This is a genomic window from Chitinophaga sp. ARDCPP14 (assembly GCF_051362515.1).
Classification (GTDB): Bacteria; Bacteroidota; Bacteroidia; order Chitinophagales; family Chitinophagaceae; genus Chitinophaga.
Genome location: NZ_JBKIXB010000004.1, coordinates 208,786 through 223,966, shown reverse-complemented (window position 1 = coordinate 223,966; position 15,181 = coordinate 208,786). Strand labels below are relative to the sequence as shown.

Annotated in this window: 14 protein-coding genes; 9 read left to right on the top strand and 5 right to left on the bottom strand. The window is 48.5% G+C overall.

Annotated features, from left to right (window positions below; translation table 11 throughout):
- The first annotated feature begins 28 nt into the window (after positions 1 to 28).
- The 4 genes from ACLHR0_RS13320 to ACLHR0_RS13305 all read left to right on the top strand — a co-directional run bounded on the left by ACLHR0_RS13320 (position 29) and on the right by ACLHR0_RS13305 (position 4,819).
- Positions 29 to 340, top strand: coding sequence for an NAD(P) transhydrogenase subunit alpha (locus ACLHR0_RS13320; RefSeq protein ID WP_079470407.1), 312 nt, complete (start codon positions 29 to 31; stop codon positions 338 to 340).
- Positions 341 to 364: 24 nt separating this feature from the next.
- A complete protein-coding gene (locus tag ACLHR0_RS13315; RefSeq protein WP_436487205.1) occupies positions 365 to 1,831 on the top strand; it encodes an NAD(P)(+) transhydrogenase (Re/Si-specific) subunit beta in 1,467 nt (488 codons plus the stop codon).
- 339 nt (positions 1,832 to 2,170) lie between these two features.
- Entirely contained in the window at positions 2,171 to 3,574 is a 1,404-nt protein-coding gene (locus ACLHR0_RS13310; protein ID WP_436487203.1) for a methyltransferase RsmF C-terminal domain-like protein, read from the top strand.
- Between the two features lie 282 nt (positions 3,575 to 3,856).
- A complete protein-coding gene (locus ACLHR0_RS13305; protein ID WP_436487201.1) occupies positions 3,857 to 4,819 on the top strand; it encodes a LysM peptidoglycan-binding domain-containing protein in 963 nt (320 codons plus the stop codon).
- Positions 4,820 to 5,036: 217 nt separating this feature from the next.
- Here the strand turns inward: ACLHR0_RS13305 and fmt are convergent, their stop codons facing one another.
- Positions 5,037 to 5,963 carry a methionyl-tRNA formyltransferase gene (fmt, locus tag ACLHR0_RS13300; protein WP_436487199.1) on the bottom strand — a complete coding sequence of 309 codons (927 nt, stop codon included), beginning with the start codon at positions 5,961 to 5,963 and terminating at the stop codon, positions 5,037 to 5,039.
- 69 nt (positions 5,964 to 6,032) lie between these two features.
- Positions 6,033 to 7,199, bottom strand: coding sequence for an exo-beta-N-acetylmuramidase NamZ family protein (locus tag ACLHR0_RS13295; protein WP_436487197.1), 1,167 nt, complete (start codon positions 7,197 to 7,199; stop codon positions 6,033 to 6,035).
- A 104-nt stretch (positions 7,200 to 7,303) separates the two neighbouring features.
- Here ACLHR0_RS13295 and ACLHR0_RS13290 point away from each other — a divergent pair, with 104 nt between their 5' ends.
- Entirely contained in the window at positions 7,304 to 7,732 is a 429-nt protein-coding gene (locus ACLHR0_RS13290; RefSeq protein ID WP_089904439.1) for an FKBP-type peptidyl-prolyl cis-trans isomerase, read from the top strand.
- A gap of 136 nt (positions 7,733 to 7,868) precedes the next feature.
- On the opposite strand, the gene ACLHR0_RS13285 is transcribed toward ACLHR0_RS13290, so the two are convergent.
- Together ACLHR0_RS13285 and metE are read right to left on the bottom strand one after the other, a co-directional pair.
- A complete protein-coding gene (locus ACLHR0_RS13285) occupies positions 7,869 to 8,075 on the bottom strand; it encodes a cysteine-rich CWC family protein (RefSeq protein WP_429050815.1) in 207 nt (68 codons plus the stop codon).
- An 82-nt stretch (positions 8,076 to 8,157) separates the two neighbouring features.
- Positions 8,158 to 10,449, bottom strand: a complete 2,292-nt coding sequence (gene metE, locus ACLHR0_RS13280) for a 5-methyltetrahydropteroyltriglutamate--homocysteine S-methyltransferase (RefSeq protein WP_436487194.1) — start codon at positions 10,447 to 10,449, stop codon at positions 8,158 to 8,160.
- 194 nt (positions 10,450 to 10,643) lie between these two features.
- On the opposite strand from metE, the gene pepT reads away from it, so the two are divergent.
- The 3 genes from pepT (at position 10,644) to ACLHR0_RS13265 (ending at position 13,100) form a co-directional block, all read left to right on the top strand.
- Entirely contained in the window at positions 10,644 to 11,891 is a 1,248-nt protein-coding gene (gene pepT / locus ACLHR0_RS13275) for a peptidase T (RefSeq protein ID WP_370908392.1), read from the top strand.
- Between the two features lie 86 nt (positions 11,892 to 11,977).
- Positions 11,978 to 12,694: a MotA/TolQ/ExbB proton channel family protein gene (locus tag ACLHR0_RS13270; protein ID WP_079470399.1), complete on the top strand. Its 717-nt coding sequence runs from the start codon at positions 11,978 to 11,980 to the stop codon at positions 12,692 to 12,694.
- A gap of 10 nt (positions 12,695 to 12,704) precedes the next feature.
- The gene (locus tag ACLHR0_RS13265) at positions 12,705 to 13,100 is read left to right on the top strand and encodes an ExbD/TolR family protein (RefSeq protein ID WP_079470398.1); all 396 of its coding nucleotides are present in this window, start codon (positions 12,705 to 12,707) and stop codon (positions 13,098 to 13,100) included.
- A gap of 57 nt (positions 13,101 to 13,157) precedes the next feature.
- On the opposite strand, the gene prmC is transcribed toward ACLHR0_RS13265, so the two are convergent.
- Positions 13,158 to 14,012: a peptide chain release factor N(5)-glutamine methyltransferase gene (prmC, locus tag ACLHR0_RS13260; RefSeq protein WP_429050812.1), complete on the bottom strand. Its 855-nt coding sequence runs from the start codon at positions 14,010 to 14,012 to the stop codon at positions 13,158 to 13,160.
- Positions 14,013 to 14,147: 135 nt separating this feature from the next.
- On the opposite strand from prmC, the gene ribD reads away from it, so the two are divergent.
- Positions 14,148 to 15,170 carry a bifunctional diaminohydroxyphosphoribosylaminopyrimidine deaminase/5-amino-6-(5-phosphoribosylamino)uracil reductase RibD gene (gene ribD, locus ACLHR0_RS13255; RefSeq protein WP_436487190.1) on the top strand — a complete coding sequence of 341 codons (1,023 nt, stop codon included), beginning with the start codon at positions 14,148 to 14,150 and terminating at the stop codon, positions 15,168 to 15,170.
- The last annotated feature ends 11 nt before the right edge of the window (positions 15,171 to 15,181 follow it).

The window sequence follows — 15,181 nt, the reverse complement described above, 5'->3', positions numbered from 1 at the left end:
GTCGAGATCGTAAAAATACCCGTCTGATATGGAATATATTTTAACTTTTCTTCACCAGCATATCGATCTTATCTACATCGTTATCCTGTCTGTTTTTTTAGGAATAGAAGTGATTTCGAGGGTGCCGTCTGTATTGCATACACCATTAATGAGCGGCGCCAACGCTATTCACGGCGTTGTAATTATCGGGGCCATCATTGTGATGGGGAAGGCCGAAGCGGATAATTATCCCGCGCTGATCATCGGCTTCCTGGCGGTGATCCTGGGTACGATCAATGTGGTAGGTGGTTTTGTAGTCACCGACCGTATGCTGGAAATGTTCAAAGGCAAAAAGAAATAGCTAACGGCTAAAAGTATAATACTTATGGGATCCAGCATTTTATCAATTATTTACCTGATCGGCTCTGTTACTTTTATCCTCGGACTGAAAATGTTAAGTAAACCGGATACTGCCCGAAAAGGCAATCTGGTGGCTGCCGCAGGAATGTCGCTGGCTATCCTCGGCACTATCTTTCTCTACCGGGTAAATGATGCCCCCCTGCATAATTATGGCTGGATATTCACCGGGCTGGTCATCGGTGGTGTAATAGGCGTGTTGTCCGCAAAGAAAGTGAAGATGACGGCGATGCCAGAAATGGTAAGCATGTTCAACGGGATGGGCGGTGCATGTGCGGCGCTTATTTCTATCGTGGAATTTGACCACCTGATCAAGCTGATAAAGAATTTATATGCACCTGTTTCTGACGATCATCTGGCACTTCAGTTACTGGAGTCGTCTGCATCCAAAGGAATGGTGATCATCATTTTGCTGAGCCTGATCATTGGCGCGGTATCCTGTGCAGGCAGCATTGTTGCCTGGGGAAAGCTCACCGGAAAGGTGAAGGATTTTTCCTTCAATGGACAGCACTTCCTCAACATGGGCATATTGGCGCTGATAGTAGGGCTGTCTGTTTGGCTGGTGTGTGTCTTTGGTTTGTCGCCTGGAACAGGCATCGTTGTATTTTATGTTATTTTCCTGCTGGCGTTGTTCTATGGGGTATTATTCGTGCTGCCGATTGGCGGGGCGGATATGCCGGTGGTGATTTCCCTGTTGAATTCATTTACAGGCGTAGCCGCAGCTTGCGGCGGATTCCTGTACAGTAATCCAGTAATGCTCACCGGTGGTATCCTGGTAGGTTCAGCCGGAACTATCCTCACCATCCTCATGTGTAAGGCGATGAACCGCTCCCTGAAAAACGTGCTGATAGGCTCTTTCGGCGGTGGTGCGACCGGCGCTGCTGCCTCCGGAAAGGAGCAGGGCAACTATAAAGAAATTAGTTTGAATGATGCCGCCGTAGTACTGGCATATGCCAATAAAGTGATCATTGTACCGGGTTATGGTTTGGCGGTGGCACAGGCCCAGCATGCCTGTCACGAGTTGGAGAAGCAGCTGGAAGAGAAAGGTGTGGAAGTAAAATATGCGATCCACCCGGTAGCAGGCCGTATGCCCGGGCATATGAATGTGCTGCTGGCCGAAGCAGATGTGCCCTATGAAAAGTTGTTGGAAATGGAAGATGCCAACGCCGAATTCCCCACAACAGATGCAGTATTGATCTTAGGCGCCAATGATGTGGTAAACCCGGCAGCCAAAAGCGATCCCGCCAGCCCTATTTACGGCATGCCTATCCTGGAAGTTGAAAACGCCAAAGTGGTAATAGTCAATAAACGCAGTATGAAACCTGGCTATGCGGGTATCGAAAACGACCTCTTTTTCCAACCCAAAACCTCCATGCTTTTCGGCGACGCCAAGAAGGTGTTGCAGGAGCTACTTTCCGCTATCAAGGAGGTCTAACGCGCGAATTTTGTCTTTCTCAGGATTACGCTGATTTTACTGATTTGTTTGATTTTACTTTTTGGATTTTATAAAGGATTTAAGAAGATTTGGGTAGATAAAAGCGAATATGTCCGCTTATATCTACCCAAATCCTTTAAAATCTAAAGTGATCAAATCCCTAAATCAGTAAAATCAGCGTAATCCTGAGAAAGACAAAATCCGCTTCCATCTCCCCAAATCCTTTAAAATCCAACGTGATCAAATCCAGTTAATCAGTAAAATCAGCGTAATCAGCGAGAAAGACAACCTACGCTCATATCTCCGCATTTTTGCTAAATTTGCGGAAAAAAATTTCCTTTGTCCAGTCAATTACCAGCAGCGCTATTAGATTCGTTAGCGGGACTTCCGGGTTATAACCGGGAAACATTTGAGCAGGTGCATGCCGCCGCCGAAAAGATTACTTCACTGCGATTGAATCCCAATAAAATAAAAACGCCGGAACGGGCGGCAGCCGTACTGCAATCCTTGTCTGTCACCGGCGCCACCCCGGTCCCCTGGAGCAGGGAGGGATATTATTTACCGGAGCGGCCTTCCTTTACTTTTGATCCTTATTTTCATGCGGGCGCTTATTATGTGCAGGAGGCATCTTCTATGTTCCTGGAACAAATGGTGCGGGCAACAGTGGATCTTTCGCAACCACTGAAGGTGTTGGATCTTTGCGCTGCTCCGGGCGGAAAATCCACTTTACTGCAATCCCTGATCAGCCAGGATAGCCTGTTGGTAGCCAATGAGGTAATTAAGCCACGCGCTGCGCTGCTGTCAGACAATCTCACAAAATGGGGCGCTGCGAATGTAGTGGTGAGTAATAATGATCCGCGTGACTTTTCACGATTGCCTGGTTATTTCGACCTGGCAGTAGTGGATGCGCCTTGCTCCGGCTCCGGTTTATTCCGTCGCGATCCGGAACTGGTGGAGGAATGGTCGCCGGAAAATGTAACGCTGTGCAGCCAGCGGCAGCAAAGGATTATGGCAGATATGCTGCCAAGTGTAAAAGAAGGCGGCGTTGTCATTTATTCCACCTGTTCTTTTTCTGCAGAAGAAGATGAAGCGATCCTGGATTGGCTGGCGGATCATTTTGAACTGGAAAATATCCCGGTTACCCTGAACCCGGAATGGAGTATTGTTACAACGGTAACGCACAAACGAAATTGTACCGGTTACCGGTTTTACCCGGACAAACTGAAGGGAGAAGGGTTTTTTATAGCTGCCTTCCGTAAGCGCAGCAGCGAAACTCCGCGTAAACCGAAGCAGCATAAATCAACAGCATTAACTGCCCGCCAGCAGGAAGTGATTACCCCCTGGATAGATATACCCGACAACTACCAGTATTTCATGCACCAGGAAGAAGTATTTATTTTGCCACCTTTGGTGGCAACAGAAATACCATTGTTGCGGCAACAATTGTATATTCGCAAGGCGGGTGTAAAAGCGGGGCATCCCAGTGCGAAGGAATTAATTCCGGATCATCAGCTGGCAGCCAGTACATTGGTATCCGATGAACTGCCGGTGGTATCCCTGGATTTGCGCCAGGCATTACAATACCTGAGAAAGGAGGATCCGGGAGTGAATACAAGGGTGCGTGGCTGGGCACTGGTAAGATATGAGGACATGAACCTCGGCTGGGCGAAAATTTTACCCAACCGCATGAACAATTACTACCCCAAAGAATTGCGCATCCTGAAAGAAATTACCGGGGTGTAAAAAACAGCCGGGCGCTATTTATCCGGGAATGATACCAACTTTGAAATACAGTGCCAACGGGGCGCCGTTTATACCGGTGGCCACAACAAAAAGGGATTTTCTCCGTTTGGTTTATTAAATAATTTTGTCAATTTTAACGCATATATTCGTTGCCCGAAATAGCAGATAAAAATTCAGGATCTGCTGCTGCTGTGATACCGGATTAATATGCTTTGCGGAACAGATGTTTCCGTAAAATGAAAGAGAGCAGTAGTCAGCATATCCATCATAAACAGAGTTAGTATGATAAAATCGATTCTATCAATCGTCTTGTTTGGTTTTAGTGCAGCGGCGGCGCAGGCGCAGGACACGCTGGAAGTACAAGGTACTTCCCCCGCTCTCTATATATCCCATGTTGTTAAAAAAGGAGAAAATTTTTATAGCCTTAGCCGCGCTTACGGATTACCACCGAAGGAAATTGCTGCGGCCAATAAAGTGAATATGGAACAGGGATTACAGCTTGGCCACAAGCTTCACATCCCGCTCACTACCGCCAATTTCTCACAAAAGGCGGATGCATCCGGCAAACCCGTATATCATAAAGTATCCGAAAAAGAAACTTTATACCGTGTAAGCGTAAACTACAATAAAGTGCCGCTGGATAATATCCGTCAATGGAATAATTTTTCCGGAGATGGACTCAAAAAAAACAGCTACATAGTTGTGGGCTTTATGAAAGCCGGCGGAGCTGCCGCAGAAGCAACTCCCCGCCCTGAAAAAGTAAAGGAGAAAGCCACACCGGCGCCTGAACCAGTGGTTACACAAGCACCACCACCACCCCCACCTCCGGTAGAAAAAGAAACAGCTAAGAAAGAACCTGAAACACGCCCCGTAGCAGAAGTAACAGAAACTCCTGCGCCTGCCCCGGTTAAAACTGCACCTGTTAGCAGCAGCACTGATTTTGAACAATTGTATGAGCAGCAAACCAATAACGGCAAGAAAACTACTTCCGAAAAGGGCCCTGGTACCTGGTTTAAGAGCAATGCGGTAGGCAAATACTATGCGCTGCACAACACTGCACCACGCGGCACCATCATCAAAGTAACCAACCCTCTCAACGGCAAAGCGGTATACGCCAAAGTACTGGACGTAATACCACAGATGAAAGCCAATGCAGGCCTCATCATCAAGTTGAGCGACAGCGCCATGCAGGCACTCGGCAGCAACGAAACGAAGTTCTACTGCGAACTGAGCTACGAGGATTAATGATCGCGGATTTTGTCTTTCTCAGGATTACGCTGATTATACTGATTACTCGGATTTTTACTTTTGGATTTTATAAAGGATTAAGGGAGATAGAAGCGGATATATTCGCTCTTATCTCCCTTAATTATTAATCTAAAAATCCAAAAAAATCCAAAAGTAAAAATCCGAGTAATCAGTATAATCAGCGTAATCCTGAGCCAAGACAAAATCCGCGCGATTAGAAGCGATAACCCCGGAGGAACGACTCCACATCCATTTTCTTCTTGCCTTCCAGCTGGATTTCATCCAGGTAGAGATAACCGTCCGGCGCTGCTATTTTTATATAGGTTTTTTGATCGGTGTCGAAGTCGCCCGGTGCTTTTGCGGGTGTAGTAAGTTCCTTATGGGCTTTGTATATCTTCAGCGTTTTGCCCTGGAAGGTAGTCCAGGCAGCGGGGTAGGGACTAAGGCCGCGTACCAGGTTGTAGATGTTATTTAATGGCTCCTGCCAGTTGATCTGGCAGGTTTCCTTGAAAATTTTTGGCGCATGTTTTATTGCTGCCGCGGGAATATTGGCCTGCGGTGTTTCCTTGATATCGCCGGCAGCAATGGCTTGTACAGTTCTCAGCAGTAAGCGGGCGCCTGTTTGCATGAGGGCATCATGCAGTTCACCGGCGGTTTCATCTTCACGGATGGCTACTTTGTCGCTAAACAGGATGTCGCCGGTATCTATTTCATGCTGTAGTTTGAAAGTGGTAACGCCGGACTCTTTTTCGCCGTTAATGATAGCCCAGTTGATAGGCGCGGCGCCGCGGTAGTTGGGCAGCAGCGAGGCGTGTACATTGATAGTGCCTTCCGGCGGCATATTCCATACTATTTCAGGCAACATGCGGAAGGCCACTACTACCTGCAGGTCAGCTTTCAGGTCTTTTAAGGCTGCAATAAAATCGGGATTTTTCAGTTTCTCCGGTTGTAAAACAGTAAGTCCTTTACTTACTGCGTATTGTTTCACTGCGCTTTCCTGCAGCTGTAAACCACGACCGGCGGGTTTATCGGGCGCTGTGATCACACCCACTACGTTAAATCCGTTCTGTACTAATATATCGAGGGAGGCCACTGCAAAATCAGGGGTACCCATAAAAACAATGCGAAGATCTTTACTCATAGGATGCAAAAATAACGACCTTTCGCGGATTTTAGCGAAGGGATAGCGGAAAGCTATCCCTTCTGCTTTTTAATACAACAGGTATTTTGTTCTTATAACCTTAAACTTCGCCAGTCCGGGTTCCCAGCTTTTGCGGATCTCTGCTTCAGACAGCCCTTTCACGATCTGTTGCTGTAGTATGTTGTTACCGGCAAGTTTGCTGAAGAAAGGAATGAAAAATTTAGATTTATCAGGGAACATGCGATAGGCCTCCAGCAGCCATTTCAATTCAATTTTACGGCCGGCATGCGGCGTGGCTTCAGGCGCATTGCTCAGGTCGAAGCCGTAGCACAGCTGGTCTTTCAGCACAGGCGTTGGATTGATAGCGCTGGCGCGGGGCGTAAATGAGTAACCCTTTTTAGGAAAATCCGGTGAGCCATACACCTGGAAAGGCTTGTCGGTACCACGTCCCAGGCTAAGTGCCGTGCCTTCAAAAAAGCAGAGGGAGGAATACAGGTTGATAGCGGCCATATTGGGCAGGTTGGGTGAAGGTTTGATAGGTACCCGGTAAAATGTTTTATGGCTGTAGTTTTCGCAGGGAATAACTTTGATATCGCACTGCACGCCGTTGCGAAGCATGCGTTCGCCGTTCAGCATCCGGGCGTATTCGCCAACCGTCATGCCATGCACAATAGGAATGGGTTGCATGCCAATAAAGGAACGGTAGGCGGTATCGAGGATGGGACCGTCTACATAGTCGCCGTTGGGATTAGGGCGGTCCAGTATGACGAGTGTTTTTTTATTTTCCGCTGCGGACTCCATTAGTTCCTGCAGGGACGAAATGTAGGTGAAAAAGCGGGTACCCACATCCTGGATATCGAACAACAGGATATCCACATCTTTCAGATCGGCTGCGGTAGCTTTACGGTGTTGCCCGTAGAGCGATACAATGGGAATGCCGGTAGCGGAATCGATACTGTTGGCCACTTTTTCGCCATGACCGGCATTGCCGCGGAAGCCGTGCTCAGGACTAAAGATCTTCTGGATTTTTACATTCAGTTTCAACAGGGAATCTACCAGGTGCGTTTTATCGATGGTGGCGGTTTGATTCACCATCATCGCTACCCGCTTGTTTTTCAGCAGTGGAAGGTAACGCGCTGTTTGCGTGGCGCCTGGCAATACATGGTCCGCATATTGCGCGGAGGTTTCATAAATACATCCTGCCAGGAAGATGCAAAGAAGGAGAATACGGTTCATACCGTTAAGATAATGCAAAGCTTTATTGACTGTATCAAAAAGCTCGGATTATGGCTGCTTTTTGTATCTTGCGCGTAATTATTAACACTAAACAATTAATTTTTATGCAAACTGTTAAAAACGGGGATACAGTGAAGGTGCATTACCATGGCCGTTTAACGAACGGAACTACTTTTGATTCATCCGAAGGTAGAGCTCCGCTCGAATTCAAGGTAGGTGCCGGTATGGTTATCAAAGGTTTTGAGAATGGTGTGCTGGACATGAAAGTTGGCGACAAGAAAACCATTCATATCCCTGTTGATCAGGCATATGGTCCCAAAAGTGATGAAATGATCATGGATTTTCCAAAAGAAAATATCCCGGCTGATCTGAATCCTGAAGTAGGTATGGAATTGCAGATGAGCAATCCTCAGGGACAGGTTTTCCAGGTAAAAGTAGCCGCTATCGGCGACGAATTTATTACCTTGGATGCTAACCACGCGCTGGCTGGCGAAGACCTGGTATTTGACCTCGAACTGGTTGAAATCGCATAATATTCAGTTATTTTTTTGATTTACGGATGCAGGAACCGGTGGATAACACTACCCTTGCATCCGTAAATTTTTTTATGCTGCTGCCTGATTTTCAGGGAGATGGAACAACGGCGGAAACCCATTAAGGGAAACAGTTTCAGGACGATGTTTCCGGTTGCTGGTAAATTGTTTTCATATCACGTAAACAGTCGGCACAAAGACAACCACTGTATTTTTGCTGGATGAAATATCGCTCTTCTTCACTCAACACCACATCCTGGCACTGACAGCGCAGAATAGTGCCTACGCGGCATTCAAAGGTGCGTTCGCACCGCGGACAGGTTACGGTTTCATGACATGCCATCCCTAAAATTACGGATTTTACACAGCATTCAGTAAATGCAGCGCAGATGATTTTTCGCTGCATTTACCCAACGCCCCCGGCGCTAGTTGCTCACCGCCTGCCGCACATTCTTTGCAGCAGTTACCATATTACGCAACGCCAATTCCGTTTCCGGCCACTTCCGCGTTTTCAATCCGCAGTCGGGGTTTACCCATATATTGCGCAGCGGCAGTAACGCGGCCGCCTTGTGCAGTAATGCCTCCATCTCCGCCACCGCCGGTACTCTTGGCGAGTGGATATCGTATACACCCGGACCGGTTTCATTTGGATATTTAAATCCTGCAAATGCTTCAAGCAGCTCCATCTGTGAGCGCGATGTTTCGATGGTAATCACATCTGCATCCATTGCGGCGATGTGCTCAATAATATCATTGAATTCCGCATAGCACATATGCGTGTGGATCTGCGTGGAATCATCCACCGTGCTTACGGCCAGGCGGAAAGCTTTCACAGCCTGTTCCAGATAGGCGGCGCGCTGTGCTTTACGCAGCGGCAGGCCCTCGCGCAGGGCAGGTTCATCTACCTGTATGATCGTAATACCGGCATCTTCCAGGTCTTTCACTTCATCACGGATAGCGAGTGCAATTTGCATCGCGGTTTGCATACGGGGTTGGTCATTTCTTACAAACGACCATTGCAGAATGGTGACGGGGCCGGTCAACATGCCTTTTACCGGCTTATTGGTCAGCGACTGCGCAAAACGGCTCCAGGCAATGGTCATGGGTTCCGGCCGTTGTACGTCTCCAAAAATAACCGGTGGTTTTACACACCGTGTACCGTAACTCTGTACCCAACCATTTTGGGTAAATACAAATCCGTCCAGCTGCTCGCCAAAATATTCCACCATATCATTCCGCTCAAACTCGCCATGCACCAGCACATCCAGTCCGAGGCTTTCCTGGCGGTAAATGGTTTCCGTAATGGCATGGCGGATATCGGCGTTGTAAGTTTCCGGTGTGATGATCCCTTTTTTAAGATCAGCGCGGAGTTGCCTTATTTCCGTGGTTTGCGGGAAAGAGCCGATCGTAGTGGTGGGAAACAGGGGAAGTTGTAATACCGATTGCTGTAATTTCTGGCGGTGCGGGAAGATGCTGTGCCGCTGTGTATCCGCTGTGGTAATACTTTCCAGCCTGGCTTTCACTTCCGGCCGGTGTATCCGGGAGGAAGTTTTGCGGCTGTTCATCACCGCTTCATTATCCACAAGCAGGGAAGTATCGCCGGCTATAATGTGTTTCAGCGCTATTACCTCGGCTACTTTCTGTTTGGCAAAAGCCATCCACTGTTTTATTCCGGGGTCTAATGCGGTTTCATCTTCCAGGTTATAGGGGACATGCAGGAGGGAGCAGGAAGTACCCAGCAGTACCCGTTCTTCGCCGATTTGCCCTATTGCTTTTTCAATCAGCGCAATGGAAGCGGCATAATCATTTTTCCAGATATTGCGTCCGTCCACTACACCGAGTGACAACATTTTATCTGCAGGCAGGGCCGCCAGTACGGTGTCCAGCTGCTCCGGAGCCCTTACCAGGTCGATATGCACCGCCTGCACCGGCAGCTGCAAAGCCAGGGTGGTATTGTCTTCCAGCGTCCCAAAATAGGTGGTGAGCAGTACTTTGAGCGCAGGTAATGCCTGGCTGATAGCGGTATATGCGGCCTGGTAAAGGTCTCTGGTGGCGGGGTCCAGGTCGGTCACCAGGAAAGGCTCATCCAGCTGGATCCATGTAGCGCCGGCCTGTTGAAGAGATCTTAGCAATTCAATATAAACGGGCAGCAGTTTTTCCAGCAGCTGCGCGTGCGTAAGGTCATCTCCCTTAATTTTTCCACATAAGAGAAAGGTAACAGGCCCGATGAGTACAGGTTTGGTGGTGATACCATGACTAAGCGCCTCTTTGAATTCTTCCACACACTTGGGCTGGTGAAGGGTATATTGCTGAGCGGATTCAAATTCAGGGACCAGGTAATGGTAGTTGGTATCAAACCATTTGGTCATTTCCAGGGCGGTGATATCGAAGTTATTTTTCTGGTAACCCCTTGCCATCGCGAAATACAGCTCCGGGCAGCCCGGGTTGGCAAATGTTTGCTGCAAAGCTTTAAAGCGCGAAGGAATTACGCCCAGGGTCATGCACATATCCAGTACCTGGTCGTACCAGGAGAAATCGTTGGAAGGGATCAGGTCAATACCGGCTTGCTGTAACCCGCTCCAGTTTTCTTTTCGTAGCTGCCTTGACGTTAGCTCAAGACGCTCCAGTGAAATTTTTCCGGCCCAGTAATTTTCGCAGGCTTTTTTCAGCTCACGCTGGCTACCTATTCTCGGATAGCCTGGAATGTTGGTTAGCATATATAGGATGTATTTTATTCTATACAAACCTATTATTATTAGGTGTTTGTTCGATCATTCCGGTTAATTTTGGTTTTTTGTCTTAAAAAAGTAGCATTTTGAAGAATAATTTACTGTTGATGATATTGTGAGAGATGGTAAAACAGAATAATCTACGGCAGGAGTGTGAAGATGATTTTCCTTACGTTTGCAATATGTTTACAAATTACTCATATACAGTAGATAAACGCTTCATGCGTTACGCACAGATAGATACACAGTCGGACCCGATGAGCAACACTTTTCCTACCACGGAAAAACAGAAGGATCTTTCCCGGTTGCTGGTAAAGGAATTACAGGAAATGGGTATTACCGATGCAGCACTGGACGAACATGGTTATGTATACGCCACCATTCCGGCCAACACCGACAAAAAAGTGCCGGTGATCTGCTTTTGTTCACATGTGGATACTTCTTCAGACAGCAGCGGCACCGGCGTGAAGCCAATTGTGCATCGCCAGTATAATGGCGGCGATATTGTGTTGCCCGACGATGAAACAGTGGTGATCAGTGCAAAAGAACATCCTTACCTGGCCAGCAAAAAAGGCGACGATATTATTACAGCCAGTGGCACCACGCTCCTGGGAGCAGACGATAAGGCCGGCGTGGCCGAAATCATGGATGCCGCCAACTTCCTGATGACGCATCCGGAAGTGAAGCATGGCGCTATCCGCATCCTGTTTACTCCGGATGAGGAAGTGGGCCGCGGTGTGGAAAAAGTGGATATGAAGAAGCTGGCCGCAGATTTTGGTTATACCATGGACGGCGGTGAACTGGGTTCCCTGGAAGATGAAAACTTTTCGGCTGACGGCGCCAGGATCACAGTGTATGGCATCAGCGCCCACCCGGGTGCTGCAAAAGATAAACTGGTAAGCGCGATCAAAATAGCCGGTGAAATCGTAGATGCGTTACCGAAAGACGGTCTTTCCCCTGAAACCACCGACGACCGGGAGGGCTTTATTCACCCGGTTCGCATACAGGGCACTGTGGAAAAAACGGAGATCGATTTTATTATACGTGATTTTGAAACTGACCACCTTGAAGCACATGAAACTTTCCTGCGCCGGATCATGGATAAGGTGCTGGCAAAGCACCATGGCGCAAAGGCCACGCTGAAAGTAACAGAACAATACCGCAATATGAAAGAGGTGCTGGTAAATCACCCCGAGGTAACGGCCAATGCGGCAGAAGCCATTCGCCGTGCAGGTGTACAGCCCCTGAGAATGAGCATCCGCGGTGGTACCGACGGTTCCCGCCTGTCGTTTATGGGCCTGCCGTGCCCCAATATTTTTACCGGTGAAATGGCGCTTCACAGCAAACATGAATACGTGAGCATACAGGATATGCAGAAAGCCGTGCAAACAATTGTGTATCTGGCACAGGTTTGGGAAGAGAAGGCGTAAAATATTGCCGCGCACATTCGCAAATATTTTATTACTTTAACCGTTTATAGTAGTGTTCTACTTATGCACCCGTTAAAATATAGTTCATGTTGTTAGGTTTTATTACATTATTACAGGATTCTTTATCGTCTCTTCCGGCTGATTCAGCAGCCCTGGCAGCTGGTGCTGCCGGAGCCCCGGCGCCGGAAATCCATCTGATAGATATGCTGATGAAAGGCGGTGTGCTGATGATCCCCCTGGGAATACTTTCGCTGATAGCGGTATATGTATTCGTGGAAAGGGCCATCACCATCAGTAAAGCCGGCCGGTTGCCTGATAACTTTATGCCCATGATCCGTGATCAGATCACCACGGGTAACATGCAATCTGCCAGATCGCTGGCAAAAAATACCTACGGACCAATCGCCCGTATGATCGAGAAAGGGATTCAGCGCATAGGCAAGCCTATTGAGAATATTGAAAAATCCATGGAGAATGTGGGTAAGCTGGAAATTTACCGGATGGAAAAGAACCTGGTGATCCTGTCTATCATTGCAGGCATTGCCCCTATGTTCGGCTTCCTCGGTACGATTGCAGGGATGATCCAAACCTTTTTTAATATCTCCATCACCTCTGATATCACACTGGGCACCATTGCCGGCGGTATCTATGTAAAAATGATTACTTCCGCTTCCGGTTTAATTATCGGTATCGTGGCCTTTATCGGCTACAGTTACCTGAACGCCCAGATAGACAAGGTAGTAAACAAGATGGAAGGCGCTTCTGCTGAATTCATCGATATTTTGCAGGAACCAACCCGCTAAAACCACCCTCATGAATTTACGCAGACGAAATAAGAGACAGGTGGAAATGCACAACTCAGCACTGAATGACATCCTGTTCATTCTGTTGTTGTTCTTCCTTATTGTTTCCACCCTGGCTAATCCGAATGTGATCAAACTGCTGCTGCCAAAAGCAAAGAGCAATACCAAGTCGAAACAAACGGTAGTAGTGAGTATTAACGATAAACGCGAGTTTTTTGTAGGCACCAATAAAGTAACCTTTGATCACCTGAAACAGGCGCTGGCGCCTTCTATCGGCAATGAAAAGATTGATCCCACCATTGTTATCAATGCGGAAAAATCTGTACCGGTGGAAGATGTAGTGAGCGTGATGGAAGTGGCCAGGGAGATGGGAGCCAAAGTAGTACTGGCCACCGCTCATAAGTAATAATGCCTTTAATGTATAGCAGACCTGGTGGTGCGATACCACCAGGTCTTTTTTATTTTATGCCTTCTTTCCTTTTACCATCCTGTCTTTCCCGAACATATCCTGTTTCAGCGTTACTGCGGTAAACCCGATACTTTCCATCAGTGCCACTACTTCTTTTCCCAGCGCCTCGTTGATTTCAAAATAGAGGGCGCCGCCGGGAACCAGCCTGGAATGTGCCATTTCGGAGATATGTCGATAAAACAGCAGGGCATCATTATCGGGAACAAACAGGGCCAGTGATGGCTCGAAGCCCCAAACCAACTGTTGCATGGAGGTTTGCTCACTCTGCGTGATATACGGGGGATTGCTCACAATCATGTCAAACTCCGGTAAACCGGCCATCTGTTCAGGGTTCAACGCATCAAGGTGCAGGAACTCCACTTCCAGCCGTTGGCGTGCTGCATTGCTGCGCGCCACTTCCAGCGCGCCTTCACTTACATCAATGGCAGATACCTGCGCATCCGGCAGTGATTTTTTCAGTGCCAGCGGAATACATCCGCTGCCGGTGCCTACGTCCAGCAAGTGAAGCCGGTGGCGGTGTGCCGCGTCCTGCACCATCCATTCTACCAGTTCTTCTGTTTCGGGGCGGGGAATAAGTACATTTTTATTAACTATGAGTTCCATGCCGTAAAACCAGCTGGTGCCAGTGATATATTGTACCGGTTCATGGCGTTGCAGCGCTTCTATGGCTGCCTGGAGACGTTGCTTCTGATCGGGGGAAAGGATTTTTGTTTTGTGGACAATCCTGTCCAGTTTACTCATACCCGTTAGATATTCCATTATGATATGTGCGATGTTGGCGGCTTCCCGCTCATCATATAGTTCACTGATGGCGCCTGTAATATAGGTAAAGGCCGTTTGTATAGTCAATATAATCAGTTTAAGGCATGTGACAGGAAAAGTGCAAACCTGGGGGAGCGGCATTTTCCATTCGTTAAAAACGATACTTTTGCAAAAATATTACTTCGCGCGGTGATTATGAATAGCACGTTCAATGAATTTTATATGCAGCGTTGCCTTGAACTGGCTGCTATGGGAGCCGGTCAGGTAGCGCCTAATCCAATGGTGGGCGCCGTGCTGGTACACCAGGGGCGTATCATCGGGGAGGGCTATCACCGGCAGTACGGGCAGGCCCACGCGGAAGTGAACTGTGTGAACAGCGTGGCCCCGGAAGAACGTTCGCTCATTCCGCTGGCTACCATGTATGTAAGTCTGGAACCCTGCGCGCATCACGGTAAAACGCCGCCCTGCGCAGATCTTATCGTATCACAGGGCATCCGGCAGGTGGTGATTGGCTGCGTGGATACCTTTTCAGCAGTAGCCGGAAAGGGTATTGAAAAACTGGAGAAAGCCGGTGTACAGGTGCAAACAGGCGTGCTGGAAGCAGCCTGCCGGCAAATCAACCGCCGCTTTTTTACTTTTCATGAACAACAACGGCCTTATATTGTACTGAAGTGGGCGCAAACCAGCAATGGCCTGATCGCCGGCGCAGGCGGGGCGCCCGTGCGGATATCCAATCAATACAGCGACCGCCTGGTGCATAAATGGCGTAGCGAAGAAATGGGCATCCTGGCAGGTACCCGCACTGCCATAAATGATAACCCCCGGCTCAACAACCGGCTGTGGACCGGTAAAGACCCGGTACGCCTGATCATTGACCGGGATCTGAAAGTGCCGCGGTCCCATCATGTGTGGGATGGCAGCATTCCTACCATCTTTATCACTGCCGCATCGGCGGAAACCCACGGTCTTACCGAAACCCTGCCACTGGATTTCAATACTGCCCTGTTGCCGCAACTGATGCAGCAATTACACAGGCGGCAGATCCAGAGCATCCTGGTGGAAGGCGGCCAGGCGGTGCTGCAGCAATTCATTGCGGCCGGTTTGTGGGATGAGGCGCGTGTTATAACCGGTACGGGTACACTACCGGAAGGACTGGTAGCGCCGGTACTCACCAACGCATTGCTCACACATACCCTGCAGGTAGCGGGCGATCGTATCGATTTTTATCATCCCGCGCAGCTTTAAGCGCGTATTAA